This window comes from Planktotalea arctica, assembly GCF_002105285.1.
In the GTDB taxonomy this organism is placed as follows: domain Bacteria; phylum Pseudomonadota; class Alphaproteobacteria; order Rhodobacterales; family Rhodobacteraceae; genus Planktotalea; species Planktotalea arctica.
This window is the reverse complement of record NZ_MUHR01000003.1, coordinates 75,616-101,151: the sequence shown is the minus strand read 5'-3', so window position 1 is coordinate 101,151 and position 25,536 is coordinate 75,616. Positions and strand designations below refer to the sequence as shown.

The 25,536-nt window shown below is 58.4% G+C and carries 24 protein-coding genes and 1 other RNA gene; 3 read left to right on the top strand and 22 right to left on the bottom strand.

All coding sequences use genetic code 11. The features are described from left to right. Nucleotides 1–18: 18 nt before the first annotated feature. The 12 genes from B9P63_RS04130 to B9P63_RS04075 all read right to left on the bottom strand — a co-directional run bounded on the left by B9P63_RS04130 (nt 19) and on the right by B9P63_RS04075 (nt 12,416). Nucleotides 19–1,161 (bottom strand): NUDIX domain-containing protein, encoded by a 1,143-nt coding sequence (locus B9P63_RS04130; RefSeq protein WP_085307300.1) that lies wholly within the window; start codon nt 1,159–1,161, stop codon nt 19–21. After that, on the bottom strand, nt 1,158–1,598 hold the full coding sequence (locus B9P63_RS04125; protein ID WP_085307299.1) for a TrgA family protein: 441 nt from the start codon (nt 1,596–1,598) through the stop codon (nt 1,158–1,160). Before B9P63_RS04125 ends, B9P63_RS04130 begins: the two co-directional genes overlap by 4 nt. Nucleotides 1,599–1,616: 18 nt before the next feature. Then, nucleotides 1,617–2,825, bottom strand: coding sequence for an SAM-dependent methyltransferase (locus B9P63_RS04120; RefSeq protein WP_085307298.1), 1,209 nt, complete (start codon nt 2,823–2,825; stop codon nt 1,617–1,619). A 114-nt stretch (nt 2,826–2,939) separates the two neighbouring features. Beyond that, on the bottom strand, nt 2,940–4,361 hold the full coding sequence (locus B9P63_RS04115; RefSeq protein ID WP_085307297.1) for a cryptochrome/photolyase family protein: 1,422 nt from the start codon (nt 4,359–4,361) through the stop codon (nt 2,940–2,942). Between the two features lie 53 nt (nt 4,362–4,414). Further along, nucleotides 4,415–5,635, bottom strand: coding sequence for an aminotransferase class V-fold PLP-dependent enzyme (locus tag B9P63_RS04110; protein WP_085307296.1), 1,221 nt, complete (start codon nt 5,633–5,635; stop codon nt 4,415–4,417). Between the two features lie 98 nt (nt 5,636–5,733). Then, the gene (locus B9P63_RS04105) at nt 5,734–7,407 is read right to left on the bottom strand and encodes a BCCT family transporter (RefSeq protein WP_085307295.1); all 1,674 of its coding nucleotides are present in this window, start codon (nt 7,405–7,407) and stop codon (nt 5,734–5,736) included. A gap of 189 nt (nt 7,408–7,596) precedes the next feature. Further along, nucleotides 7,597–8,019 carry an HIT family protein gene (locus B9P63_RS04100; protein ID WP_085307294.1) on the bottom strand — a complete coding sequence of 141 codons (423 nt, stop codon included), beginning with the start codon at nt 8,017–8,019 and terminating at the stop codon, nt 7,597–7,599. A 224-nt stretch (nt 8,020–8,243) separates the two neighbouring features. Beyond that, complete coding sequence (gene acuI / locus B9P63_RS04095) at nt 8,244–9,227, bottom strand: acryloyl-CoA reductase (RefSeq protein ID WP_085307293.1); 984 nt, start codon at nt 9,225–9,227, stop codon at nt 8,244–8,246. Nucleotides 9,228–9,291: 64 nt separating this feature from the next. Then, nucleotides 9,292–10,395 (bottom strand): dimethylsulfoniopropionate demethylase, encoded by a 1,104-nt coding sequence (locus tag B9P63_RS04090; RefSeq protein WP_085307292.1) that lies wholly within the window; start codon nt 10,393–10,395, stop codon nt 9,292–9,294. A 6-nt stretch (nt 10,396–10,401) separates the two neighbouring features. Further along, nucleotides 10,402–10,926: a DinB family protein gene (locus B9P63_RS04085; protein ID WP_085307291.1), complete on the bottom strand. Its 525-nt coding sequence runs from the start codon at nt 10,924–10,926 to the stop codon at nt 10,402–10,404. Next, complete coding sequence (locus B9P63_RS04080; protein ID WP_085307290.1) at nt 10,923–11,630, bottom strand: DUF1326 domain-containing protein; 708 nt, start codon at nt 11,628–11,630, stop codon at nt 10,923–10,925. The genes B9P63_RS04085 and B9P63_RS04080 overlap by 4 nt, the downstream gene beginning before the upstream one ends. Nucleotides 11,631–11,636: 6 nt before the next feature. After that, nucleotides 11,637–12,416 (bottom strand): DUF2182 domain-containing protein, encoded by a 780-nt coding sequence (locus B9P63_RS04075; protein WP_085307289.1) that lies wholly within the window; start codon nt 12,414–12,416, stop codon nt 11,637–11,639. A gap of 65 nt (nt 12,417–12,481) precedes the next feature. On the opposite strand from B9P63_RS04075, the gene B9P63_RS04070 reads away from it, so the two are divergent. The 3 genes from B9P63_RS04070 (at nt 12,482) to ssrA (ending at nt 13,972) form a co-directional block, all read left to right on the top strand. Further along, nucleotides 12,482–13,210 (top strand): FadR/GntR family transcriptional regulator, encoded by a 729-nt coding sequence (locus tag B9P63_RS04070; protein ID WP_085307288.1) that lies wholly within the window; start codon nt 12,482–12,484, stop codon nt 13,208–13,210. Nucleotides 13,211–13,289: 79 nt separating this feature from the next. Continuing rightward, nucleotides 13,290–13,640, top strand: a complete 351-nt coding sequence (locus B9P63_RS19135; protein ID WP_176219098.1) for a DUF4345 family protein — start codon at nt 13,290–13,292, stop codon at nt 13,638–13,640. Then, nucleotides 13,622–13,972: a transfer-messenger RNA gene (ssrA, locus tag B9P63_RS04060) on the top strand. Before B9P63_RS19135 ends, ssrA begins: the two co-directional genes overlap by 19 nt. Nucleotides 13,973–14,076: 104 nt before the next feature. Here ssrA and B9P63_RS04055 read toward each other — a convergent pair. From B9P63_RS04055 to B9P63_RS04010, 10 genes are all read right to left on the bottom strand, one after another. Further along, nucleotides 14,077–14,853: an enoyl-CoA hydratase-related protein gene (locus B9P63_RS04055; RefSeq protein WP_085307287.1), complete on the bottom strand. Its 777-nt coding sequence runs from the start codon at nt 14,851–14,853 to the stop codon at nt 14,077–14,079. Nucleotides 14,854–14,884: 31 nt separating this feature from the next. Next, complete coding sequence (locus B9P63_RS04050; RefSeq protein WP_085307286.1) at nt 14,885–15,349, bottom strand: cytochrome c-type biogenesis protein; 465 nt, start codon at nt 15,347–15,349, stop codon at nt 14,885–14,887. Then, nucleotides 15,346–17,304 carry a heme lyase CcmF/NrfE family subunit gene (locus tag B9P63_RS04045; RefSeq protein WP_085307285.1) on the bottom strand — a complete coding sequence of 653 codons (1,959 nt, stop codon included), beginning with the start codon at nt 17,302–17,304 and terminating at the stop codon, nt 15,346–15,348. The genes B9P63_RS04050 and B9P63_RS04045 overlap by 4 nt, the downstream gene beginning before the upstream one ends. 75 nt (nt 17,305–17,379) lie before the next feature. Next, nucleotides 17,380–17,988, bottom strand: coding sequence for a holin family protein (locus B9P63_RS04040; RefSeq protein WP_085307284.1), 609 nt, complete (start codon nt 17,986–17,988; stop codon nt 17,380–17,382). Beyond that, nucleotides 17,979–18,599, bottom strand: coding sequence for a holin-associated N-acetylmuramidase (locus tag B9P63_RS04035; RefSeq protein ID WP_085307283.1), 621 nt, complete (start codon nt 18,597–18,599; stop codon nt 17,979–17,981). The genes B9P63_RS04040 and B9P63_RS04035 overlap by 10 nt, the downstream gene beginning before the upstream one ends. 74 nt (nt 18,600–18,673) lie before the next feature. Then, nucleotides 18,674–19,117 (bottom strand): cytochrome c maturation protein CcmE, encoded by a 444-nt coding sequence (gene ccmE, locus B9P63_RS04030; protein ID WP_085307319.1) that lies wholly within the window; start codon nt 19,115–19,117, stop codon nt 18,674–18,676. Nucleotides 19,118–19,141: 24 nt separating this feature from the next. After that, a complete protein-coding gene (gene argC, locus B9P63_RS04025; RefSeq protein WP_085307282.1) occupies nt 19,142–20,170 on the bottom strand; it encodes an N-acetyl-gamma-glutamyl-phosphate reductase in 1,029 nt (342 codons plus the stop codon). Between the two features lie 33 nt (nt 20,171–20,203). Continuing rightward, nucleotides 20,204–21,016, bottom strand: a complete 813-nt coding sequence (locus B9P63_RS04020; RefSeq protein ID WP_085307281.1) for a glutamate racemase — start codon at nt 21,014–21,016, stop codon at nt 20,204–20,206. A gap of 8 nt (nt 21,017–21,024) precedes the next feature. Then, nucleotides 21,025–21,906 (bottom strand): lysophospholipid acyltransferase family protein, encoded by an 882-nt coding sequence (locus B9P63_RS04015; RefSeq protein WP_085307280.1) that lies wholly within the window; start codon nt 21,904–21,906, stop codon nt 21,025–21,027. Nucleotides 21,907–22,024: 118 nt separating this feature from the next. Beyond that, the gene (locus B9P63_RS04010) at nt 22,025–25,426 is read right to left on the bottom strand and encodes an indolepyruvate ferredoxin oxidoreductase family protein (RefSeq protein WP_085307279.1); all 3,402 of its coding nucleotides are present in this window, start codon (nt 25,424–25,426) and stop codon (nt 22,025–22,027) included. Nucleotides 25,427–25,536 lie beyond the last annotated feature (110 nt).

Sequence of the window (25,536 nt, the reverse complement as noted above, 5' to 3'; positions counted from 1 at the left end):
GGGCCCACGATCACAAGATCACGCAAGCCCGCGCAATTCACTGCGCTGCCGCCCAAGCCACAGCAGCATCATCGCCAGTGGTGCCTGATTGATCTCGCCGCTCTCCAGCAGTTCCATGGCGCGCGTATAGGGCATGACGTGACTGCGAATATCCTCACTCTCGCTTGCCAATCCATGCAGCCCCTCTTGCGCAGGGTCCAACGGGCAAAGACCTAAAAAGCAATGGAAAAACTCGGTTGAATAGCCGGGCGAAGCGTAGGTTTTCAACATCGGGCGGATGTCCTTCAGAACCAGCCCCGCCTCCTCCACCGCTTCGCGGCGCGCGGTTTCGATCGGTGCTTCGCCCGCATCCACAAGCCCCGCAATCGGTTCGAGGCACCAAGGCCGCGGGTCACCGCGCAAAAGCGGGCCGTAGCGCATTTGTTCGATCAGCATCACCAGATCGCGCGCAGGGTCATAGGGCAGCACCAGCGCTGCGTCATAGGCGACGAATGCGCCGCGCTCGAGGGTCTCGCTTTGCCCTCCGTCAAAGCGCGTATGGCTGACGTCGAAAGTCTCGAGGCGAAAAAAACCGGCGTAGCCATCATCGCGTTTGCGCAAGCTGACCGCACCGCTTTGCATATCGCGCCGCAGCGTGCTTGGCGCACCGTCTTTGGCAAGCTCTTTCGCCCAGGCGCGCGCGCGAAAAAACGGCAACAGATGCGCAATCTGCTGCGCGCTGCGCTGGCCGAAATGCTCCATGACTTCACGCGCCGCATGCTCGCTCAGCGCGCCCCATTCGCCACGCCACGCCTGCAAATCCCAAGGCGCACCTGCACGCCAGCTATCGCGCGCGGGGAAAAACACCTCTGCTGCGCGCTCTGCACCGCCTATCTCTACCACGCGCGGCGAAAGGTCATACGCAAAGCCGCCCTCGTAGAAACGCAGGCGCGCGATATCCTGCTCGCTCAGGCCCTGCACCAAAAGCCCCTGCGCCGCCGCGCCCTGTTGCGCAGCGATCATCGGAAACATCTCGCCTTCGGCCCAGTTCACGGCATGATCCGGCAATTGCGCTGGGCGCACATCAATCAAAGCCGCGTCGCGGCCAAGCACGATTTCCAGCAGCGGCATATGGCGCAGCGTTCCATAAAAGAACAGCGCGCGCGCCTTGTCCACGCTCATGAAGCACGCCGCGACACAAGTTCAGCAATCAAGCCGACAAGCGCCGAGCCTGCGACAAACGTGAGGATGATCGTCGGCGTTGCAATCAAGAGCGCATAATCAGCCATGATCTTGAACGCAGCGCCGCCCGCATCCAGCGCCCCGTCATAGCGTCCACGCATGGAAATCCTGAACATCCTGTAAAACGAATGCACCAGCAGCACCCAGAACAGCGCCACCGCGCCGCCCGTCAACCCATTGTTGATCGCCGCGCCAACGCCGCGCCCTGCGCGGCTTCCAACGACCTTCCAGCCGACAAGAAAACCGATGCAAAAATTGACCAGATTGAACGAGCCGAAATTCTTGTCCTCATCGAACAGCGGTTTGATCAAATCCGAGACCAGCCATGCCAAAGCCGCAAGGCACAAAGCGGCAGTAATACGGGCGGCAGTGGGCATGAGGGGGCGCTTTCTGCATTAAACGGGCTTGCGAATGGTGATCTGTGTTACATCACAGTTTCCGCTTTGAAACGTCGCAGCGCAAGAGGTGAGATAAAAGTTCCACATCCGCCGGAAACGATCGTCAAAGCCCATATCCGCGACCACATCCCATTTGTCGTTGAACGTCTTGAACCAGCGGCGCAGCGTGATTGAATAGCTCTCGCCGAATTCCTTCGATCTGATCACATCAAGCCCGGCCTTATGTACCTCAGCCTTGAGCGCGCCGGGGCTGGGCAGCATACCGCCCGGGAAAATGTATTTCTGGATGAAATCCACGCCGCGTTTATAGACCTGCCAGCGCCGGTCCGCGACGGTGATAATTTGCAAGGTCGCGCGCGCACCCGGTTTGAGCCGCTCGCGCACACTTTCGAAATAAACCGGCCAGTATTTTTCGCCCACCGCCTCGAACATCTCGATGGAGGCGATGCCGTCATAGCTTCCGGTCTCGTCACGGTAGTCTTGTAGCTTGAATTCGACCATATCGGAAAGACCAGCTTTTTCAATGCGCTGCGTGGCGTACTTAAACTGCTCCTCACTAATGGTCAGCCCTGTCACCTTCAACCCGCGCTCGCGCGCGGCATATTCGGCAAAGCCGCCCCAGCCGCAACCGATTTCCAGCACGTGATCCCCGGGCTTGGCACCCATTTCATCCACCATCGAGGCATATTTGGCGATCTGCGCTTTTTCCATGCTTTCCTGGCCAGTCTCGAAAATGGCCGAGGAATAGGTCATCGTTTCATCAAGCCAAAGCCCGTAGAATTCATTCCCCAGATCATAGTGATACGAGATATTCTTGCGCGCTTGCTCGCGGTGATTGCGTTGCAGCCAAAAGCGGAATTTCTCCAGCGCACGCACCAGCCCCATGCCGGGAAAGCCGTCATAGACGTCCTCGTTGTCCATGTGAACGAGGTCCATGAAGGCCTGCAAATCAGGCGTAGACCACCAGCTATCAAGATAGGCATCGCAAAAACCCAGATCGCCCTCGCGGATCAGGCGCGCAAAAAGATCGGGGTTGTGCACATGCAATTCGGCGACGGGGCCAGGATTTTTGCCCTCGGCGCGAAACACGCGTCCGTCGGGCATGTGAAAATCTACCCGCCCGTTGTTCATCGCGCCAGACATTGCGAAAACGCGGGAAAAATAGCGCGGTAGGCCTTTTTGGCCCTCGGTAGATGTGTAGATCATATCACCCCCCAATCGGTGAAGCGGGCGGCGCTATCGCGCGCATCATGCCCTGTCGTTAAAGTCAGAATGCAGCAGGATCGCCCTGCGGCGCAAGATCGTGAAAGTTTGTATGCGCTAGAAGTTGCGCCCCGCGTAGGCGTCCAGCGCGCGTTTGCGCCCGAGCGCCGCATCGACCACCGGCTGCGGATAAAGTTCCGTCGCACTCAGGTTCCATGCGCGTGGTATCGCCTCGAAATAGCTCAGCGCGGTGGCTGGCGGCGTGCTTTGCCCCTCGGCAATCCAAGCGCGCACATAGCCGCGGCCCGCGTCGAATTTATCCAGCTGTGTCACTGGATTGAACACGCGAAAATAGGGTGACGCATCCGGCCCCGATCCGGCGGCCCATTGCCAGCCCATCGCGTTGGAAGCAGGGTCCCAATCGGTCAGGCACTCCTCGAACCAGGCCTTGCCGATCTTCCAATGGCTCATCAGGTGTTTGGTGAGGTAGGAGGCGACGATCATCCGGCCCCGATTGTGCATCTTGCCGGTCACATACATTTCACGCATCGCAGAATCGACAAATTCAATCCCCGTACGCCCCTGTTTCCACGCAATAACCTCGGGATGTTCAGCGTCCTCGTTCCACGCAAATTTGTCCCAGTCTGGCTTCCAGTTGCCGCTTAGGATATGCGGAGTGTGGTGCATCAGGTGGTAGGCAAATTCGCGCCAGACCAACTCCTTCAGGAACACCTCGGCATCGTCCGCGCCGCCGTGCAGCGCGCGCATTCCCGCATGCCAACACTGGTGAGGCGATATTTCCCCAAGCGCAAGGTTCTCGCTTAGCCCCGATGTGCCGCGCACGGAGGGGATATTGCGCTGCTCGACATATTTATCGACATCGCCCTCGATGAACTCAGCCAGTCTATCTTGCGCCGCCTGCTCGCCCACTTGGGCATGGCGCGCGACAATATCGGCTCCCCGGTGCATCGCAGCGCCAAGCTGCCAGTCCGACAGCGCCTCGCTTGCAGGGCTGTGTTCGGGCGAGCGGATATTCTTGGGCCCGGGTTTGGGCGCATCCACGCCGCGATCCTTCACGCTCTTCCAGAACGGCGTGTACACTTTATACATGCCGCCTGTCTTGGTCTCGACCGTCCAAGGCTCGAACATCAAATGCCCACCGAACGAGCGCGCCTCGATGCCAGCCTCTTTCAACGCCGCTTTCACTTTGGTGTCGCGCGCGGTGCACTCGGGATCATAAAGCCGCGACCAGTAGACCGCGCTTGCGCCGGTCTCCCCGATCAGCTTTTGCAGCACCTCAAGCGCAGGCCCTGAGCGCAGGACAAGCGCGCCGCCCTTGGCTTTGAGCGCGTCGGCAAACGTCGCCAATGCCGCGCCAAGACGCCACTTTGGTGCAGCGCCAAGGCCCTCCACCACATCGTCCTTGATGAAAACGGCAATCACCGGTGCGCCGCTCTCGCAAGCAGCAATGAGGGCCGGATGATCACACAGGCGTAAGTCCCGTCTGAACCAGACAAGTATCGGTTTTTTATCGCTCACGAAGTCCCCGCCGTGTTTCTTTTATCTAGATACGCGCCCACTGCTGCACTAGATCAAAGAATATCATCCAAGGCATTCAAAAGCTGTTCTATTTCCGCTTTGCTGGTGTAGTGCGTGAAACTCACGCGCAGCACGCCCTTGTCCATATCCACGCCCATCGCTTGCAGCGCGCGTACAGCATAGAAATCACCACCCCCCGCCATGACGCCGTGTTTGACCAGCCTTTGCGCCAGAACTTCAGCGTTCTCCTGCGAGGCCAGGGCCACGGTCGGAGCGCGCGAAGCGGCCTGATCAGGGCCGATAAGCCGCACAGAATTCTTCGTCGATGCGTAATCGAGCAAGGGCTGCAGCAGTTCCACCTCATGTGCGCGCATCAGATCATGCACCCCTGCCCCGCGCGCAGCGCCGTCGCCGGTAATGCCCTCGTGCGCGGCAAGCGCGTCGATATAATCAGCCATCCCTGCGCTAGCCGCGATTTGCGCGTGATCCGGCCCTGCGGGCGTGAAGCGTTTGTACAGCGTGCCCTCGTTGAAGAAATGCCCCTGATTTGGCAAAGTCGTTCCCAACGCGCGGCGCATTACCATGATGCCCTGATGTGGCCCATAAGTCTTGTAGGCGGAGAACAGATAGATATCGGGGCCAAGCTCGCCCACATTCGGGATGCCATGGGGCGCATAGGACACGCCGTCTACACAAACGAACGCACCCGCCGCATGGGCCATTGCGGTGATTTCAGTGACCGGATTGATTTCCCCCACCACATTGGAGCAATGGGGAAAGCACACCAGCCGCACCTTTTCGTCCAGCAGATTAGCCAGCGCTTCTGGGTCCAGATGGCCCGTATCCGGATCAATCTTCCACTCGCGCACCTCGATGCCGCGTTCGGCCAAACGGCGCCAAGGGCCGGTATTGGCTTCATGGTCCTGATTGGTGACCACGATCGCCTCGCCGGGCTGCATAAAGCCGGCAAAGGCCTGCGCCAGAACATAGGTGTTTTGCGTCGTGGAGGGGCCAAAGGACACCTCGTCCGTGTCAACGCCCATGATCGCAGCAAGGCGCACCCGCGCCTCGTCCATCTCCTCGCCCGCAAGGCGCGAGGCGTCGTAGGGTCCGTAGGGCTGCACTTTTCGCTGGGTGTAGTAGCGCATCAAGCGCTCGATCACCGGCGCGCAAGTATAGCTGCCGCCCGCATTTTCGAAAAACGCCTGCCCCTGCAATGCCGCCTCGTTGAAGGCCGGAAACTGCGCACGCACGAAATCCAGATCGAGTGCCATGATAAATATCCCCAAAGTGTTCGGTGCCTACAAAGAACCAAAAGGCCCCGACGCGCAAGCATCGGGGCCTCTCAGGGGCGCAACGTTAAGCGCCTGTTTTACTCGGCCGCAGCAGTCGCAGCCACTTCAGCAGAGGTCGAAGCGACCCCCATCTTTTCGCGTTTGCCGTCACGCCAGATCGCTTTGAGCACAGAAATGCCCATCAGCGCCATAACAAGACTGAACGGAAGCGCGCCGATCACCATGGCCGTCTGGATCGCACCCAGACCACCCGCGATGATCAAGCCGCCGACCACAAAGGCCAGTGCCGCCCCCCAGAACAGGATATGTGGACGTGCCTTTGGACCCTCGTCGCCCGCCGCGTTGATCGTGTTGATGATCAAAACAGCCGAGTCCGCCGAGGTCACAAGGTAGGTGAGCAACAACACCACCACGACGATCGACATGATCCACGCCAGTGTCGGGCTAAGGATCACACCCAGCATCGCAAAGAGCTGATCTGCCTGCCCTGCGCCGGTGATTGCGCCATTGGCATTGCCGTTCAGCTCCAGATCAATGGCTGTGCCGCCAACGATTGCAAACCACACAAAGCACATGAAGGCCGGGATCACGATCGCGCCGAGCACATATTCACGCACGGTGCGCCCTTTGGAAATACGCGCAAGGAACACGCCTACGAAGGGTGCAAATGCAATCCACCAAGCCCAGTAGAAGATGGTCCAGCCACCCTGCCAGCCCGCAAGCGCATCACCGGTTTCCGTGCCGTCCTTGGCCCAGACGGTCAGGATGTTGCTAGGGATCGAAACGAGATAGTCCCAAATACCAAGGAACAGCGCCTGAAGTCCAAAGAAGGTCGATCCGAAGATCAAGAAAAACGCCAGAATGAAAAAGCTGAGGCCCATGTTGATGTTCGACAGCCATTTGATGCCCTTGCCGACGCCCGAAAGCGCGGAAAGCGTCGAGGCCCCCATGATCACAACCAGCGCCAGAATGATCGCCATGATAGAGACCTTCTGCCCGCCATCTGCCGTCGCCGTATAGAGCCAGTCACCAAAGCCGATGCGGCTTAGACCCGCAACAAATTGCTCGACGCCAAAACCAAGCGTTTGGCTCACGCCAAGCACTGTGGCCACAACCGCAACCACATCAATCGTATGCCCCAAAGGCCCCGACAGGCTGCGCCCGAACAAGGGCACAAGCGCGGAGCGAATGGTCAGTGGCAAATCGCGGCGATAGGCGAAATAGGCAAGGCTCAGCCCGACGATCGCATATGCGGCCCACGCAGCAAGGCCCCAATGGGTGAAGGACCACACATAGGCGGCGCGCACATTCTCCGCGCTGCTGCCCTCGGTGATCCCGCGAATGGTGTCAGGGTTGGAGGCCCAGTGATACATGGGCTCTGCGGTGGCAAAGGTCAGCATGCCGATACCGATACCGGCACCGAACATCATCGAGAACCACGAGAAATTTGAAAACTCCGGCTTGTCCTCGGGATGCCCCAGTTTCAAACGGCCCGACGCAGGCCAGATCGCCAGCAAGAGGCAAACCAGCACGAAGAAGGCCATCACGAAAACATACCAATAGTTGAACGTCGACAGAATGACGCCATTGATGCTCGAGAGCACAGAGGCGGCTTGCGTCGGAAAGGCCACGGCCCAAATGATAAGCGCGCCGACAATCACTTTGCCGGCCACCGTCACATTCTTGGCGAACCCTTTGTAAAAGCCGCTTATCGCGGTCTCGATGTGGAGATCCATCAGAGGAGGTTTCATTGAATTTGTCCCTGTTTTTTTGTTTTTTGTGCGCGAAGCCTAACATGTCACACACAAAAACCTAGGGACTCTGTCGAAATAGTGACGCCTTTGGGAGTTTCAAGCCTTTCAAGCGCTTTCTCAGGATTTTCTCCCGAAAAAGCGCGCCAATTTCGCAATAAACACTTCAAATCACAGGTTCAAAGCGCATCAGCCCGCAGCCAGCACAGCCGTTATCGCATCGGCATGAGCTTTGATTTGCTCCATATCCCCCATTTTGCCAGCAGGGCGCGTCGCAAGCCCATCAAGGCGCGGAAGAATGTGGAAATGCAGGTGGAATACCTCCTGCCCCCCCGCGGCTTCGGAAAATTGCTGAAGCGTGATACCGTCCGCGTTGAAGGCCGTCATACAGGCATTGGCCACTTTGTTGACCGTCGCCATGCAAGCGCTCAGCTGTGCAGGGCTTGCATCCAGAATATTGCGGCAGGGCGTTTTCGGGATAACCAGGCAATGCCCGTCGCTGCGCGGCATGATATCCATGAAGCAATAGGTATCATCGTCCTCATAAACTTTGAAACTTGGAATTTCGCCGCGCAGGATTTTGGCAAATATATTGTCGGGATCGTAGCTCATGTCATGGCCTTTTCGGTTTGCTTTGCGCCCATCCTAGCGAGACGGGTCAGCGCCGTGTAGCCCCGGCGCGCCGAAAACCGGGGCAAAGCCGCGAATGATTGCGTTAAATTGCCTCCATTCTCGTATGTTCACATCAGATTTTCCCGTAGGAGGCCAACTTACAAAACGCAAGAACCGCCCCCTTTAAGGGACGGTTCACATTCATGCGGCATGCGCAAATCGGCCTAGGCGTTCACGTCAACAACAACGCGCCCTTTGACCTGACCTTTAAGAATATCGCGCCCCAAATCTGGCAGATCGGACAGGATCGCTGGGTGAACCATCGCCTCCAGCTTGTCCATCGGCAGATCCTTCGCAATCCGTTCCCACGCGCGCAAACGGTTCTCATAGGGCTGCATCACGCTATCAATGCCAAGCAGATTAACGCCGCGCAAAAGGAATGGAATGACAGTCGCAGGAAGGCCCGCTCCGCCCGCAAGGCCAACGGCCGCGACCGAAGCGCCGTATTGCATCTGGCCAAGCACGCGCGCCAGCATCTCGCCGCCAACGGCATCAACGCAGCCACCCCAGGTTTCCGCTTCCATCGGACGCTTGATCGTCTCGTTCAATTCTTCGCGCGCCACGATCTGCGTCGCGCCCAATGATTTCAGGTAATCCGCAGTCTCAGGGCGCCCGGTGACCGCAGCGACCTCATGCCCCAAATGCGCCAGAATGGCCGTCGCGACCGAGCCAACACCGCCCGCGGCACCCGTCACAAGAACCGGCCCAGCCTTGATGCCGTGATCCTCAAGCGCCATCACCGCCAGCATAGCGGTAAAGCCTGCTGTGCCAACGGCCATCGCTTGACGCGTGTCCAAACCGCTCGGCAATGGCACCAGCCAATCGGCCTTAACACGCGCTTTCTGGGAATACCCGCCCCAATGCGCCTCGCCGACGCGCCAGCCGGTCAAGACCACTTTGTCGCCCGCTTTATAGCGTGGATCATCCGATGCCTCGACCGTACCCGCAAAATCAATGCCCGGCACATGGGGATAATTACGCACAAGTCCGCCGCCCGGCCCGATGCAAAGCCCGTCTTTATAGTTCACCGTGGAATATTCCACTGCAACCGTCACATCGCCCGTTGGCAAATCATCCAGCCCGATCTGCGTAACCGCAGCGCTGGTTTTACCTTCATCGTTCTTATTCACAACAAGTGCGTTAAACATGACTATTCCTTCATCTTTCCAAGTAAACTTCGGGGGTGTGGGGGCTGGCCCCCACTCTATCGTATCAAATCCAGAACGTCTCTTTCACCGTCACGGGCTGAATCCCGCTCGGCGTTATGACATCCAGTTCCGCGCCCTCATCCCAGTGGGTCATGCGCACCATGCCGATCGCCACGTTCGTCGCAAAATCAGGGCTATAAGCCGCCGAGCTGATCGTGCCAACCTGCCGGTCCCCATCCATCAGCGGCCAAAGTCGATCACAAAGTCCAACCGGATCACCGTGAATCTCAATGGGGCGTAACTGTTTGACCGGACCTTCCTGCGCCACCCGCAAAAGCGCATCGCGCCCGACGCAGCCAATGGCCGTGTTTGTGTTGCAGAATTTGCCAAGCCCACATTCATGGGGCGTATTGTCCTCGTTCATGTCATTGCCGTAGCTCAGCAATCCACCCTCGATCCGCTCGATCAGGTTGGGGCAGCCCGCATAAACATCCAAATCCTTGCCCGCCTCCATCAGCGCATTCCACAGCGGCATGCCCATGTCGGTACCGTTCACGTAAATTTCGAAACCACCCTGTTTAGAGTAGCCAGAGCGCGCAATCACCATGTCGCGCCCCTGAAACTCGAACCAGCTATAGCGGAAAAACTTGATGTCGCGCACGGCATCACCAAAGACCCGCGCCATCAACTCATCCGCCTTGGGGCCTTGCACCGCGAGGGGGGAGATATCAGGTTCGTCCACCAGCACATCAAGGCGATAACCATAGGCGATGCCCTTGACCCAGAGCAGCAGATCACTGTCGGCAATGGAAATCCACCAGCGATCCTCAGCCAGCTTCACCGCGACCGGATCATTTAGCATTCCGCCGGTTTCATCGACGATGGGCACGTAGTAACATTGCCCTGCCCGCATCCCGCGCAGATCGCGCGGAGTCAGCATCTGCATCAGGCGCCCCGCATCGGGGCCGCGCAATTCGACCTGGCGCTCGACGGCCACGTCCCAGACCTGCACCGCCGATTTCAGGTGGTGATAATCCTCCTGAACCGAGCGAAAAACAGTGGGCAAAAGCATGCGGTTATACACCGTATAGGCTTTGACACCTGCCGCCTCGACACCCTCGGAAAAAGGTGTGCGGCGCAGGCGGCGCGAAGGAGAGATTAGAGCCATATCGGGCTACTCCGGCATGAAAGAAGAGGGTATGAAGGGAATATCGGTGGTATACATCGGCGCGCCAGCGGCGCCGAGCATGGTGTGAACCTGACCGCGGTGATGGGTCTGGTGGTTGAACATTTGCATGATGCAAAGCGGACGTGATTTGCTGATGTCTGCCTGGATAGACCCTGAAAACCATGTCAGATCACCCTGCAAATCGGCCTCGCTCACGCGATCCGCCCAAGCAATGAAGCGTGCATCTGCAACGGAGCGCTCGGCAGACCACTGCGCCAAGCTATCTGTCGTATCCGTGGTGTCCGTTTTGGTCAGGTCTGTTTCAGCAGGGCCAGAGCCCCCGTCGAAACGGGAAATCCAAAGGGTATCGCCCCAAAGCAAATGGTTCACCGTCTTGAAGATCGATCCGAAGAAAGCCCCGCGCTCTGCGCGCAGGTCTGCTTCGGACAAAATCTCAAGCGATTTGACCAACTCAGCGTTTTGCCAAGCATTATAGCGCGCCATCAACGCGCAATATGCTGGCGTGATCATGGCTTGGCGCCGCTCCAGTCGATCGGGCAAATCTCGGCGGATTTACCGGCAAAGTCCCAGATACGGCCAAAGTCGCGCACTTTGGATTTGATGCCTTTGGCCGCAATAATATCCGGCCCCATCCAGTATTTGGAGTTCGATATCATCACGGGATGATCCGGGCTAGACCCTTCGATCATCTCGATCTCGCCTTGGATCTTGCGGCCTATATAAAGCCCGCGTTTCTTGCCATCGCGCACGATTTCTACCTTTTCACGCTCTGCATTCACGATATCGCTGACCAGCATCGTGAACAGGCCCGTCGTGCCGCCTGCCGCACCGCTGAAAATCTGCAAAATACCGTTGTAGGCTTTGCCAGAGGCGCGCTCGTCCACATAGGCCGCAACTTTCCAGCCGCCCTCGGCCATGCGGCCCGGGATTTCGACCATCAGTCCGACATTGAGGCCACTGAGGTCTTCGCCCTCATAATGGCCCTCGTCGATGGCAATCGCCATCCATGCGTTACAGTGCCCTTCCGTGGGCGGGTGCGCGCCAAGCGAGACAACGCAGGGGCAAAAGAGCTCGCACGAGCAGTTCAGGAACAACTCACCCTTGATCGCCCAATCCGTTGGCGTCGCGGTGCGCCGTTTCGGATTGCTCATCCGGCTGTCGATACGCTGGCTGACCGCCAAGCGATCTGCATCGGGTTTCTTTGTCGCTGCCATTTGGTTCTATCCTCCCATGAGCGGGGTCCAAAGCAGCACCGCTGCCCCGGCTGCGATCAGGATCGCCCCCATTGGTTTTGTGACATAATGCCCGATCTGGGGCAGTTTTTCGATCACCATGAAAAATGTGGCAAGGCCCATCCACAGCAGGCTCATCACACCGCCGACAAAGCCAAGCGCCATGAAACCCCAGCAACACCCGACGCAAAATGCGCCAAGCCCGAGACCCATTTTGACACCGCCCGCAAAGCCGGTTTTCCAGCGCCCCAAGAAATAATTCATCGGGCTGTGGCACACCCCGTGGCAAATTTCCTTGGCGCGGGTGAACTGGAACAAGCCGACAACAATCAGCAAACCGCCCGCAAAAAACGTCGAATTGGGAATGCCCAGCATGTCGATCACCCCGCCAAACAAGAGCGCAAGCTGTACCGCTGCGATCAGCGCGGCAAAGGCGACCCAGACAACGAAATACCCAAGCAGAACACCCAGCCACCCTGCCCGCGTGCCATCTGCGGAGACCATCAGCATCTCGTAGCTACGCAACGTCGGCACCATGGTCGGGAGCATCATCGCCGCCATCATAATCGCCCACATGGAAAAAAGCGGGCCGAACTCGGCCATGGGCATCTTCATATCCATCCGGGGGTCCATCGCGGCCATGCGCGCACCCATCTCGCCGGGGCGCCCTAATAGGTCGAGGTCCATCTGCATCGCCATCATATACATCATCCACCACGACAGCAGGATGATGGTGAAAAAGCCAAGCCAGAGGGTCGATCGGATCATATGCGCGGAATCACTTTGACGGTTTCAGTTGCGTTTTTAATGTCAGACATTTAAACGTCAGACAAATGAAAATTGACCCCAAGTCCAAAACAGACCTTTCTGCGCAAATCGCCAAGGCGATCCGCGACGCGATCGTGAGCGGCGCGTTGATCGTGGATGAGCGCCTGCCCTCCGAAGCGGAAATGTCCGAACAATTCGAGGTATCGCGTGCGACTGTGCGCGAAGCTCTAAAACGACTGGCAGCGCAAAGCCTGATCCGCACCCAGCGCGGTGCGTTTGGCGGGGCCTTCGTCAATCGTCTCAGTTTTGAAGAGGCATATGGCCAGCAGATCACCACGTCGACGCTGTTGCTTTCGATGAATGCGGTGAGTTTTGAGACGGCTTGCGAGGCGCGTTTCGCGCTGGAGCGCGCTTGCGCGCCGCTGGCGGCAGAGCGGCGCAGCGCCGATCATCTTGCCACCATGCGCGCAGAGATTTTTCGCCAGACCCAGCCCGGTCTGTCGGACGAGGGTTGGTGCGCCAGTGACGTGGCCTTCCACCGCGCGCTGGTTGATGCGACGGGCAACCCTGTGCTCTCTTATCAACTCGCTGGGGCCGTTGAGGCCATGCAACCGCTTATGAATATGATCACGTTCACCGCGCGCTCGCGCGAGCGGATCGTGGCGCTGCACGAGCAGATCGCGGATCATTGCGATGCGGGCGATGGGACTGGAATTGAAGCCACCTTGGGGGACCTTGCCGCCTATACCCGCGCGCTCGGGCAGGAAATGGCCGCGAAACGGCGCGCGACGTAGAATTAGCGTTTGCAGAATTTTGTCACCATTTTCTTTGGCAGAAAATGATCCAAGCCATGCAAGGACACGAACACCCTTTATGATTGATACTCTAAACATAGCCGCAGCGCTGCTCACCATCGGTTTTGGTTCCTTCGGATTTCTCGCGCCGCGGTTCACTGCCTCTGCGCTGGATTTACATACTGGCGAGACAACGATGGGTCTCAGCGAATTGCGCGCCTCTGTCGGCTGTCTTTTTGTCGCCTTGGGCCTGTTCTGCCTGATCTGGCCCGCGCCAATGGCGTTTTCGATGATGGGCGTTGCATATGCTGGAGCCGCCTTTGGGCGCCTCACGTCATTGGTGCTCGACAAGCCGCCCTTTACCAAGGCCTTCATTTATTTCGCGATTGAAGTCCTGCTTGCGGCCTATCTGCTCTTGGCAAACCTCTAAGGGCTTACTATATTAATATTGCTCGCAAGAGCTATGAACATAAACGCGCTTGTAATAAGCGGTTCGGACCCGGGGGCGGTACCCGGCGACTCCACCAATCACCCGTTCATTTGACGGCGGAGGGGGTCGAAATAGGATCGACGAACGTCTAAAGAGGTTAGCTTTGTTTCGGCTGGGTGCCACCGTATCGGCCCAAAATGTACAATTGCAAATGACAATCGTGCTCCAATAGCGATGGCTGCGTAAGCGACCGGAACTGTTGAAAACTTAAGCCCTACGGTTTAGCGACTTTAGGCGGGGTTCGCAGGCACCTGGCAACAGAAGCCTGCACTTTCCAAATCTTTGCTTATGATTTGTTCTTTTGGGGCTCTGCCCCCGCCTCGGCAGAGCCGAGCCTCCCCCGAGGTATTTCAAGACCAGAGAAGCGAGGGGCGCGTTAGCGGCCTTCAAACTCGGCAGTGCGTTTGTCGAGGAAGGCGAGCACGCCCTCTTTGAAATCGCGGGTTTTGCCGCATTTGCCCTGGAGTTTTGCTTCGAGCGCGAGTTGATCTTCCAACGAATTTTCAAAAGAGGCGCGGATGGCGTTTTTTGCTTCGAAGTAGGCTGCCGTTGGTCCATTCGCCAAATGCGCCGCACGCGCTTTCCACGTTGCCTCGAAATCAACGTCAGGCACGGCTTCCCAGATCATGCCCCAGCGCTCGGCTTGCTCGGCGGTAATTTTGTCGGCAAACAGCGCGGCCCCCATGGCTTTTGCCATGCCCATCTGGCGCGGCATAAAATAGGTGCCCCCCGCATCGGGGATCAGGCCGATTTTAGTAAAAGCCTGCATAAAGAACGCGCTTTGTTTGGCGATCACAACATCTGCGCCAAGGGCGAGGTTCGCGCCCGCGCCCGCCGCAGCGCCGTTTACTGCGCTGATCGTGGGCACCGGACAATTCGTGATCGCATGAAGCATAGGTTGATATTCATCGCGCAGCGTGCGTTCCAGATCGATGTTGCCCGCATTCGCGCGATCCCCAAGATCTTGCCCGGAACAGAAAGCGCGCCCTGCCCCCGTGATCACAACGCAGCGCGCCTCGCGCCCCCCCGTGATCACCGCATCTGTAATCTCCGCGCGCATTTGCGTGCTGAGCGCATTCATCACATCGGGGCGATCAAGCGTTACGGTCGCAACATTCTCCGCAAGCCTGTAGGTGATGGTTTGGTAGTCCATGATCGTCCCCAATGTCATTGTTTCGCGCGCATCAGCGCTTGTCGCCCAGCACTTCCGCAAGCCGCGTCTTTTCCGCGTCGCTCAGCGCAGCTATATCGCTTTCCGGCGCAGCCGCGCGGCCCCGCAGGTAGCTAAGGCCAATCCCGCCCGCGAGCAGCAACATGAGCGGACCTGCCGCCCAAAGCAACCAGTTAGAGCCGGTGACGGTGGGTCGCAGCAGCACAAATTCACCATAGCGCGCGACAATGAACTCTATCGCTTCGTCGTCGCTGTCACCCGCAGTCAGGCGATCACGCACCAGAATGCGAAGATCGCGTGCGAGCGATGCGTTGCTTTCATCGATGGATTCGTTCTTGCACACAAGGCAGCGTAGCCCGCGCGACAGTTCGCGCGCACGGTTTTCAAGGGCCGGATCGCTTAGCATTTCATCTGGTTGCACCGCGAATGCGGGCATGGCCAAGAGCCCGACGAGAAGCGCCATGAACACCTTTTTCATTCCGCAGGCACCGCGGTTTCACGGCGACGGCGCGCACCCGCAGCCACGCGGAAGCGGCGATCCGTTAGGCTAAGCGTGCCGCCCAACGCCATCAACAAAGTGCCCGCCCAGATCCAGTTCGCCAGCGGTTTGACATAAGTACGCAGTGTCCAGCCGCCACCTTCCTGTGGATCGCCGATCACCACATAGACATCGCGCAGGAAGCGGTAGTCGATCGCAGCTTCGGTCGTGGGCATTTGCGCCACGGGATAGTTGCGCTTTTCAGGGTTCAGCACGGCAATCTGTTCTCCATTCGTGCGCAGCGCAACAAAGCCCATCGTCGATAGGTAATTGGGGCCCTGCACACGCTGTACATCCTGCAGCTCCAACTCGAACGCGCCAACGGTGAAGGGTTCACCCATCTTGGCGACGCGAATATCCTCAAGCTGCCAAGCCATCAGGCCTGCGATGCCAAACATGGTGACGCCAAGGCCGCCATGTGCGACCGCTTTGCCCCAATCCGCGCGCGGCAGGCGCGGGATGCGCGACCATGTGCGCCCTGCCCGCATCCACAGATCCAGCATGGAGCCGAACACCAGCCAAGAGCCAAGGAAAAGACCGATGGGCCCCATCAAGGAGCGACCCGTTTGCATGACCCACACCAACAGGCCCAAAGAAACGGCCAGAGCGAAGACATAGCGCATTTGATAGGCTGCGCGCCCCAGCTTGCCGCGTTTCCACGCAAGGGTGGATCCAACAGGCAGGATCAGGCCAAGCACGACCATGAAAGGTGTGAACGCCATATTAAAGAACGGTGCCCCGACAGAGAGTTTCCGGTCAAAGAACATTTCAGCGAACATCGGCCAAAGCGTGCCGACGAAGACCACGAAACAGGACACGGCCAAAAGGACGTTGTTGCTCACCAGTGCGCTTTCACGGCTGACGACGCTGAACACGCCCTTTGCTTCCATCGTGGAGGCGCGAGCCGCGAACAGAATAAGTGCGCCACCCGTGAAAAAGCCGAAGATCATCAAGATGAACACGCCGCGCTCCGGATCATTGGCAAAGGCGTGAACCGAGGTCAACAGACCCGAGCGCACGATGAATGTGCCGATAAGCGAGAATCCAAAAGCGAGGATGGCAAGCAGGATGGTCCAGCTTTTCAAGCTCTCGCGTTTTTCAACGACGATGGCGGAATGCAAGAGCGCCGCAGCCAAGAGCCATGGCATGAAGGAGGCATTTTCCACCGGATCCCAGAACCAGAAACCGCCCCATCCCAGCTCGTAATAGGCCCACCAGGAGCCAAGCCCGATGCCGATTGTGAGGAACACCCAAGCCGCAAGCGTCCATGGCCGCACCCAGCGCGCCCAAGCCGCATCAACGCGGCCCTCCAGCAATGCGGCGACCGCGAAAGAGAAAGCCATCGAAAGGCCAACGTAGCCCAAATAAAGGAACGGGGGGTGAAACGCCAAGCCGGGATCTTGAAGCAGCGGATTAAGATCTTGCCCGTCAAAGGGCGGCACCGCGAGGCGCAAAAACGGGTTGGACGTGAACAGGATGAAGGCGAAAAACGCAACAGAAACGGAAGATTGCACCGCAAGAACGCGGGCGCGCAACGTCGGGGGCAAATTGCCGCCGAACCATGCCGCACAGGCCCCGAACAGCGTGAGGATCAACACCCAAAGCAGCATGGAGCCCTCGTGATTGCCCCAAACACCGCTGATCTTGTAGATCATCGGCTTGGCGGAATGCGAGTTGAGCCAGACGAGGCGCAAAGAGAAATCCGAGGTCACGAAAGCATAGGTCAGCGCCGCAAAGGAAAATCCTGTTAACAGGAATTGCATTTTGGCGGCGGGTTCTGCCACGGCCATCCAGCCGTACCAATGTTTGTGCGCGCCGATAAGTGGAACGATCGATTGCACGATCGCGACCAGAAAGGCGAGGATGAGGGCGAAATGTCCGAGTTCTGTAATCATACCCTTGGTATAGTGCGCGCTCCGCCCGCCGCCAATGGTTTTCGGACGCGCAATCTGATCACATTGTCGCGGGGGCTACCCCTGCCCGCGCAGCCAATCTTGCAAAGCGGCGTTTTGCGGGAAATCGAGCTGGTTTCGTATAGGCATTGGGGCCGCCTCGTGGCGGATCTCAGGGGCGCCCGGTTCGATGCGCTTTGCCGGGACTTGTTGTGGCATGGGGCGCATCGCCTCAAGCGTATCGAGGTTTTGAAGAACCGTCGGCGTCAGCGCGAGCGAGGCCGCGACCTGCTTTTGAAATTGCTGGCTTTTCACTTGGTGGCGCGCGCCAAAATAGAAGGACACGATCGCCCCCAATAGCCACCAAAGCGGCTCCGGCACCAACGCGATGCCCTGCATGCGCGAGGCGAACCAGATAGGATCAACCATCGCCGCACCAAATAGCCCGAGCGTGCCGAGCGCCATCGCGGGCCGCGGCAGGCGGTTGAGGCCGTCGAGCACGCGATCAAACAAGCCGCGCTGCACGCTTGCGAACTCCCCCGCAAACTGCGTAAGCGCATCGCCGCGCAGCACCGCCTCGCGCGCCGCACCTTTTTCGGCGTTTTCGACAAAGACTTCAGCGGTCTGGCGAATGACATTGCCGCCGCTGCCGAAGAGCATCCCGAAGACGCGATCAATCAGGCCCATTTTGCGATCCTTTGCTGAAATTGCTGCGCTGTGAGGTGGTAGCGCACGGCGATAAAGTCTTCGGCGCGGATGATCCAACCGCCCTTGCCCCCTGCCCGCGTGCGCGCAAACTTGCGGCTTGCGGCGCGCCTGTCTGCCAATCGGAAATAGTAATTGCGCCGCTCGATCCCGTAGGCATCCGGCAGATGGTCAGGCGCGGCATCATAGGCGCGCGTCACCGCAGCGATGGTTTGCGGACCGATTGCGCCGTCGCCAATGCAGGGAAATCCCATTTTGCTCACCAAAGCTTGCAAAATTTTCACCGCATTGCTGCCCGCGTTCACATACATATCGAACACACTGGCGTGCAGAGGTGCAGGCAAACGTGCGATTTTCGGCTTGTCGAAATAATGCAGCATAAAGATATCTATCGCCTGATCGCGCGACAGAATACGCACATCGGCCGCGTTCACCCGTCCGTCGCCGTTCAGATCAATGCCTAAACGGCGCATCGTGTGGATCGTCACGCCGTGATTGGTTGCACCGCCCCGATCATCGGGATCATTCACATATCCGCCTTCTCGCTGCACGATTTCCTGTGCAATCGCGCGGACATCTCGGTTTGATGACATGTTCTTCCCCCTTGCTCACTTAAGCAAGAAAGATGCGCCCGTTAAGGTTAATGCAAAGTGAGCGCAGCGCGCGCTCAGGCGTCGGGGTCTACGTAAATGCCCTGCGCCTTCAGCGCGTCCAAGACTTCGGAGGGCATGTAGGTTTCATCATGTTTCGCAAGAATTTCAGAGGCTTTGAACACACCATCTACGTAGCTTCCAGTGCCGACCATGCCCTGATTTTCCTCGAACAGATCCGGCAGAACACCGACGAAGGTCACAGGAATCGTTGCGCCGCCGTCGGTCACGGAAAAGCGTATTTCCTCGCCCATGCCGCGCTCGATAGAACCCTCGGAGACCAAACCGCCGATGCGAAACACTTCGCTCGGGCTGGGCGGCTCGGCGATGATCTGGCTTGGCGCGCGAAAGAAGTTGATGCCATCGCGCATCGCGTAGCCGATCAGAACCGTGGACAAAACCAGCGCAACAGCAGTCAGCGCAACCACCTGAATACGGCGTTTCTTCTTAAGACCTGTCATTGCCATTGGAGTATCTCCAGCACGTTACGGAAAGCACGGGGCCAGCATCAGCCCTGCCGTCTCAGGCAGACCTAACATCAGATTCGCGTTCTGCAAGGCCTGCCCGCTGCTACCTTTCGTCAAATTATCCAGCGCCGCAATAATAATCGCGCGACCCTCGATGCGATCTGTTGCCACGCCGATGTGGCAAAAGTTCGATCCGCGCACATGGTGCGTGCTTGGCGTTTCGCCCATGGGCAGCACTTCGATGAACGGCTCGGTTGCATATTGTGCGACCAGAACCTCGTGGATTTGCGCAGCGTCGCCCGACACATAGCCGGTGGCAAGGATACCGCGGTTCGCAGGGATCAGATGCGGCGTGAACTGAATGCGCACCTCGCGGCCCGCCAGCGCGGAAAACTCCTGATCGAACTCGCCCAGGTGGCGATGCGTGCCGCCCACCGCGTATGCGCTATAGCCCTCGGACAGCTCTGCATGCAGCAGGTTTTCCTTCAGGCTGCGGCCCGCGCCGGATACGGCGCATTTCAGGTCGAGGATAATATCATCAAGCCCGATCACACCGGCGCTAATCAGCGGGCGCAGCAGGAATTGCCCCGTCGCCGCGTTGCAGCCAGTGCCCGCGACAAGCCGAGCACCCGCAATTTCATCGCGGTAAAACTCGGTTAGACCGTAGACAGCTTCGCCTTGCATGTGCAGCGCGCTATGCGGATTGCCATACCATTTCTCATAGGCCGCGGGATCGCGCAGCCGGAAATCCGCGCTCAGATCAACAATCTTGAGGTCAATCGGCAGTGCCGCAATCACCTCTTGGCTGGTCTTATGAGGCAGCGCGCAAAAGGCCAGATCTATATCGGTGAAATCAATCTCTTCGATCTTCACCAAATCAGGTAGATCAAGATGGCGCAAATGCGGGAAAACGCTAGCCAACGGTTGACCTGCCTTGCGCTCGCCCGAGAGCGCTTTGATCTGCATGCTGGGATGCGTGGCGATCAGCCGGATTAATTCCGCGCCCGTATAGCCGGAGGCCCCTAAGATGGCGATATTCTGTGTCATGTCTTTGATCTTTCTATGGAAATGTCTTTCGCGTCAGGCTTTTTCGAAAGAGATTTCTCGTCGCATGAATTGTGTCGCGCGATCACTGACGCGCGCCGGATCGCCGCTGGTGAAATAGCGGTGCGTCTTGCCCGAGCCAGTGAATTGCGGACGCCGCGTGATGTAATCTGCAAGGCTCTCGGCGACGAGGTTGGCTTGGGAGTAGACCCGCACATCCGCGCCCAAGGCTTCCTGAAAATGCGCCTGCATCAGCGGGTAATGCGTACAGCCCAAAATAGCCGCCTGCGGCTTGGGCATCTTGCGTTTCAGCGCGTCCACATGGCTGCGCACCAAAGCTTCCGCCAAAATCATATCGCCGTCCTCGATCGCATCGACCACGCCGCCGCAGGCCTGCGCTTCGACATCCACGCCAATCGCGCGAAACGCCAATTCGCGCTGGAACGCACGGCTGGCGACGGTTGCGGGGGTCGCGAAAAGCGCCACCTCTTTCACTGCCACTTCGCGCGGCGGCGAATTATCGCCCCATTCGCGCTCTGTCAGCGACTCAATCAGCGGCACGAACACCCCCAGCACGCGCTTGCCCTCGGGCACGCCCGCCTCCTGCATACGCCTGAGCGCCGCTGCCGAGGCCGTGTTACAGGCGAGGATCACCAGATCGCAGCCGTTGTCCCACAGATATTCCACCGCCGCTTTGGTCAGTTGGAAAATATCCTCGGATTTACGCACGCCGTAGGGCGCATGGGCACTGTCCGCATAATAAACGAAGGGCACTTCCGGCAGGCGCGCACGCACCGCGTCCAGCACGGTCAATCCCCCAAGTCCGCTATCAAAAATCCCGACTGCCATACTGGCTCCTAATACCGCCGCTCGCGGTGCTTATCTTCAAAATCATAACCCAGACGTGCCGCGTCAAGGGGCTTTGGTGACAGCTCATACGTGGATCGTCGCAGGAAATCCATCATTTCACGCGGATCACGAGCACGCGCGTTTAGTGCGTCCTGATCCAGCGGCGCTCCGATGGCAACGCGCACCGGCGTGTCGATCTTTTTGCGAAACTCCTTGATCAGAAGACCAAGGCGCAGGCTTGCGTGTAGATGACTTGCAATCTGGAACAAGCGGCTGTTGTGGCCATCAAAATAGATTGGCACGACAGCGGCATTTGATTTGCTCACCATGCGCGCCGTGAAAGCGCGCCAATTGGGATCCAGCGGCAGGCCCATGGGGCGCGCCGCCGTGGACACCGTGCCGCCGGGGAAAATCCCGATCGCACCATGCGCACGAAGGAACTCCAGAGCATGCGCGCGGGTTTGCAGGTTCATGCGCTGCGCAGCTTTGCCCGGATCGAAGGAGATCGGCAAAATGGCACGCTCCAGCGCCTCGCTTTTTTGAAAGACGCTGTTGGCCATGATACGGAAATCACCGCGCGCGCGCGACAGGATCAAGCCCATCATCAACCCGTCCAGAATGCCGTAGGGATGATTGGCAATCAAAATGAGCGGGCCGCTGCGGGGTATATTTTCGAGTCCCCCGCCGATAACATCAAGCGTCAGCCCGTAACGCTCGGCCATGACCTCCCAGAAATCACGTCCGCGCGCGAGGTCGGCCTCATAGCCCTCTGCGCGCTTGATCAGCCCAAGCCGGCCCGTAGAATTTTCCAGCGCGCGAATCAAAACGCGTCCGCCGCGGGTTTGGGCGCAATGTGCATAGGATATTTCGCGCGCGGGGTGGTTGGACATGCTCTCGCCTCGAAACCAGTGAACTCGCCGCTGTATATGGCAGGAGAGCGAACGGGATACAGAGCGAAGCCGCGATTTTCTTGAAAAAAATCGCGGCCGCACATTTACAAAGTCTTTGCTACTCCGCCGCCAATGTCGCGCTTTGCCCAGTCGCCGCAATCACCGTCAGCAATTCCTCGCGCCGCTTTGCCGCTTTGCGCTCGTTCGCTTCCTTCACCGGCCCAAAGCCACGAATGGAGAGCGGCAATTCCGCCAGTGCCACGATCGCATCCATATTTTGCGCCTCCGCCTTTGACAGCGCCGCTTTTATATCAGCCTCATATTGCTTGATCAACGCGCGCTCCATCCTGCGCTCTGCCGTGCGCCCGAAAGGATCAAACAGCGTACCGCGCAGAAATTTCAGCTTTGCCAAAACCTTGAAAGCACGCAGCATCGCGGGCCCATATTGCTTTTTCAATGGACGCCCGTCCGCACCCATCTTGCTCAAAAGCGGCGGCGCAAGGTGAAAGGATAGTTTTAAATCCCCTTCAAACGCTTCTGCCGCCTTTTCAACGGTGCTCAGATGAAGGCGCGCGACTTCATATTCATCCTTATAGCTCAATAGCTTGTGATAGCCCTTTGCCACGGCTTCCTTCGTGCGCGCATCCCTGATGCCCTCCAAAAACTTGCGATAACGCTTGGCCAGACGCTTGCCTTGGTAAAGCGTCAAGTGATCCGCCCGAAACGTAATCTTTTCATCTAGTGTTTTAGGCAAACGCGCCACTTTTGGCGCACCAAGCGCCGCCGCCTCTTCGGGGAAAAGGACCGCCCAGCGGCCTACGTCAAAGGCGTGGAGGTTTTTGTCTACAGCCGCGCCGTTCATACGGATCGCCTCTTGCAGCGCCTCTAGCGTGAGCGGGATCAAGCCCCGTTGCCACGCAGCGCCAAAGACCAACATGTTGGAAAAAATCGCATCCCCCAACACGTTGCGCGCCAGATCGGAGGCGTCAAACAGATCAACCCGCTCGCGCAAGCGCGCACGCAGCGACAGCGCAAGCTGCTCTGTCGGCAGTTTGAATTCCGTATCGCGGGTGAAATCACCTGTGATGATTTCGTGGCTGTTCACGACCGCGCCGGTCTGCCCCTCTTTCGTCAGGCCCAGCGTCGCAGATCCAGCACTGACCACCAGATCACCGCCGATAAGCGCATGCGCTTCGCCGGTTGCGACGCGAATGGCAGAGATATCTTCGGGCGCGTTCGCGAGGCGGCAATGGATATGCACCGCCCCACCCTTTTGCGCGAGGCCGGCCATTTCCATCATGCCGGCGCCTTTACCATCAAGCTGGGCCGCCTGCGCCAAAAGCGCGCCAAGCGTGACAACGCCCGTGCCGCCCACACCGGTGATCACCACGTTATGTGTGCCGTTGATCACCGGCAGTTCCGGCATTGGCAGTTCCGGCAAGCTCAGCGCTGTTGTTGCTGCTTTTCGCGGTGTCGCGCCCTCGATCGTAACGAAGGACGGGCAGAACCCTTTCACACAGGAAAAATCCTTGTTGCAGCTTGATTGATCAATTGCACGTTTGCGCCCCAGTTCCGTCTCGTGAGGAACGATGGAGACGCAGTTGCTCTGCACTCCGCAATCGCCGCAGCCCTCGCAAACATCGGGATTGATGAAGACGCGCTTGTCGGGATCCGGAAACAGTCCACGCTTGCGGCGGCGGCGTTTTTCGGCGGCGCAGGTCTGGATATAGAGGATCACCGACACGCCCGAGGTCTTGGCCAGCCTCTCCTGAACGCTCTGCAACTGCGCGCGCTCGAACATCGCCATGCCGCTTGGAAAAGCGCTCGCTTGCACATCTTCCTTTTCATCGTAAACAATTTCTATGTTTTCAATGCCCATCGCAGCAATCTCGCGCGCAATACGCGGCGCATCGAGACCACCGTCATTGCCCTGCCCGCCCGTCATCGCAACCGCATCATTGTAAAGGATTTTATACGTCATCGTCGTGCCCGCAGCGACCGCCGCACGGATCGCCTGAATGCCCGAATGATTGTAGGTGCCATCGCCAAGGTTCTGGAACACATGCTCACGTTTAGAGAACGGTGCCTCGCCAATCCAGTTCGCGCCCTCGCCGCCCATATGGGTGAACCCCAGCGTATCGCGGTCCATCCATTGCACCATGAAATGACATCCGATGCCCGCGTAAGCACGGCTGCCTTCGGGCACTTTGGTCGAAGAATTATGCGGACAACCCGAACAAAAATACGGCAAGCGCGCTGCAAGCTGGGGCGCATTGTCTGCGCGCCGCGCCTCCTCCAACGCAGTCAGCCCTGCTTTGATGCCGTCCGTGCCGCAGCCCTCATCGGCCAGAATGGAGCCAAGATTTTCCGCGATCATCACCGGATCGAGCGCGCCGCGCACCGCGAACATCTCGCGGCCCTCGCGCCGCTCACCATACACGCGCCGCCCGCGGCGATCATCGAATATTGCCTCCTTGATCTGCACTTCGATCAGCTTGCGTTTTTCTTCCACCACGACAATCAGATCGAGCCCTTCAGCCCATTCGCGAAAGCCCTTCATATCCATCGGCCAGGTCTGCCCGACTTTGTAGGTGGTCAGGCCAATCCGCTCGGCCTCGGCGGCGTCGATATTGAGCAGAGACAGCGCATGGGTCAGATCGAGCCAGTTTTTGCCCGCTGCGACAAAACCGATCTTCGCGCCGGGCTTGCCCCAGACCCGCCTGTCCATTTTGTTGGCATGGCTAAACGCTTCGGCGGCGTAGCGTTTATAATCGAGCAGACGCGCCTCTTGTTGGTAGCGATCATCCACGAGGCGGATATTGAGACCATCTTCGGGCACCTCAAATTCTGGCTCGATAAAGCTCAAACGGTGCGGATCTCCGTTCACCACAGAGGTCACTTCGACCGTGTCCTTCATGGTTTTCAAGCCGACCCAGACTCCGGCGAAACGTGACAAAGCATAGCCATAAAGCCCATAATCCATCATTTCCTGCACGCCCGCGGGGCTCACGACTGGCATGTAGGAATCGATCATCGCGAATTCGGATTGATGCAGCACTGTGCTGCTCTCTCCGGTGTGATCATCGCCCATCGCCATAAGCACGCCACCGTTTTTCGAGGTCCCCGCCATGTTCGCGTGGCGCATAACATCGCCCGTGCGATCGACGCCGGGGCCTTTGCCGTACCAAAGCCCGAACACCCCGTCGAACTTACCCTCGCCGCGCAGTTCCGCCTGCTGCGATCCCCAAAGCGCGGTCGCCGCAAGATCTTCGTTCAGCCCTTCTTCGAACTTCACATTCGCACCAGCCAGAAACTTCGCCGCGCGCGTCATCTGAAAATCCACCGCCCCTAGGGGTGATCCGCGATAACCAGTGACATAACCCGCCGTATTCAAACCCGCCTTGGCGTCGCGCGCTTTTTGCATGAGCATCAAGCGCACCAGCGCTTGCGTGCCGTTCATCAGAACCGTCGTTTTTTCCAGATCGAATTTGTCGTTCAGCGATGTTTGTTGCAGGCTCATGTGGCTCCCTCCCAAGGTACACGACGATTTCAGCTTAACATCAATGTTAGGTCATAAAAGCTGACCTGTATATCAAAACTTTCCCCCTGCTTTACCGCTAAGTTAACGAC

Bases quoted from the DNA above. Each gene is read 5' to 3' on its own strand.
- B9P63_RS04130 (WP_085307300.1), bottom strand. From the start codon at position 1,161: ATGAGCGTGGACAAGGCGCGCGCGCTGTTCTTTTATGGAACGCTGCGC.
- B9P63_RS04125 (WP_085307299.1), bottom strand. From the start codon at position 1,598: ATGCCCACTGCCGCCCGTATTACTGCCGCTTTGTGCCTTGCGGCTTTG.
- B9P63_RS04120 (WP_085307298.1), bottom strand. From the start codon at position 2,825: ATGATCTACACATCTACCGAGGGCCAAAAAGGCCTACCGCGCTATTTT.
- B9P63_RS04110 (WP_085307296.1), bottom strand. From the start codon at position 5,635: ATGGCACTCGATCTGGATTTCGTGCGTGCGCAGTTTCCGGCCTTCAAC.
- B9P63_RS04105 (WP_085307295.1), bottom strand. From the start codon at position 7,407: ATGAAACCTCCTCTGATGGATCTCCACATCGAGACCGCGATAAGCGGC.
- B9P63_RS04100 (WP_085307294.1), bottom strand. From the start codon at position 8,019: ATGAGCTACGATCCCGACAATATATTTGCCAAAATCCTGCGCGGCGAA.
- acuI (WP_085307293.1), bottom strand. From the start codon at position 9,227: ATGTTTAACGCACTTGTTGTGAATAAGAACGATGAAGGTAAAACCAGC.
- B9P63_RS04090 (WP_085307292.1), bottom strand. From the start codon at position 10,395: ATGGCTCTAATCTCTCCTTCGCGCCGCCTGCGCCGCACACCTTTTTCC.
- B9P63_RS04085 (WP_085307291.1), bottom strand. From the start codon at position 10,926: ATGATCACGCCAGCATATTGCGCGTTGATGGCGCGCTATAATGCTTGG.
- B9P63_RS04080 (WP_085307290.1), bottom strand. From the start codon at position 11,630: ATGGCAGCGACAAAGAAACCCGATGCAGATCGCTTGGCGGTCAGCCAG.
- B9P63_RS04075 (WP_085307289.1), bottom strand. From the start codon at position 12,416: ATGATCCGATCGACCCTCTGGCTTGGCTTTTTCACCATCATCCTGCTG.
- B9P63_RS04070 (WP_085307288.1), top strand. From the start codon at position 12,482: ATGAAAATTGACCCCAAGTCCAAAACAGACCTTTCTGCGCAAATCGCC.
- B9P63_RS19135 (WP_176219098.1), top strand. From the start codon at position 13,290: ATGATTGATACTCTAAACATAGCCGCAGCGCTGCTCACCATCGGTTTT.
- B9P63_RS04055 (WP_085307287.1), bottom strand. From the start codon at position 14,853: ATGGACTACCAAACCATCACCTACAGGCTTGCGGAGAATGTTGCGACC.
- B9P63_RS04050 (WP_085307286.1), bottom strand. From the start codon at position 15,349: ATGAAAAAGGTGTTCATGGCGCTTCTCGTCGGGCTCTTGGCCATGCCC.
- B9P63_RS04045 (WP_085307285.1), bottom strand. From the start codon at position 17,304: ATGATTACAGAACTCGGACATTTCGCCCTCATCCTCGCCTTTCTGGTC.
- B9P63_RS04040 (WP_085307284.1), bottom strand. From the start codon at position 17,988: ATGGGCCTGATTGATCGCGTCTTCGGGATGCTCTTCGGCAGCGGCGGC.
- B9P63_RS04035 (WP_085307283.1), bottom strand. From the start codon at position 18,599: ATGTCATCAAACCGAGATGTCCGCGCGATTGCACAGGAAATCGTGCAG.
- ccmE (WP_085307319.1), bottom strand. From the start codon at position 19,117: ATGACAGGTCTTAAGAAGAAACGCCGTATTCAGGTGGTTGCGCTGACT.
- argC (WP_085307282.1), bottom strand. From the start codon at position 20,170: ATGACACAGAATATCGCCATCTTAGGGGCCTCCGGCTATACGGGCGCG.
- B9P63_RS04020 (WP_085307281.1), bottom strand. From the start codon at position 21,016: ATGGCAGTCGGGATTTTTGATAGCGGACTTGGGGGATTGACCGTGCTG.
- B9P63_RS04015 (WP_085307280.1), bottom strand. From the start codon at position 21,906: ATGTCCAACCACCCCGCGCGCGAAATATCCTATGCACATTGCGCCCAA.
- B9P63_RS04010 (WP_085307279.1), bottom strand. From the start codon at position 25,426: ATGAGCCTGCAACAAACATCGCTGAACGACAAATTCGATCTGGAAAAA.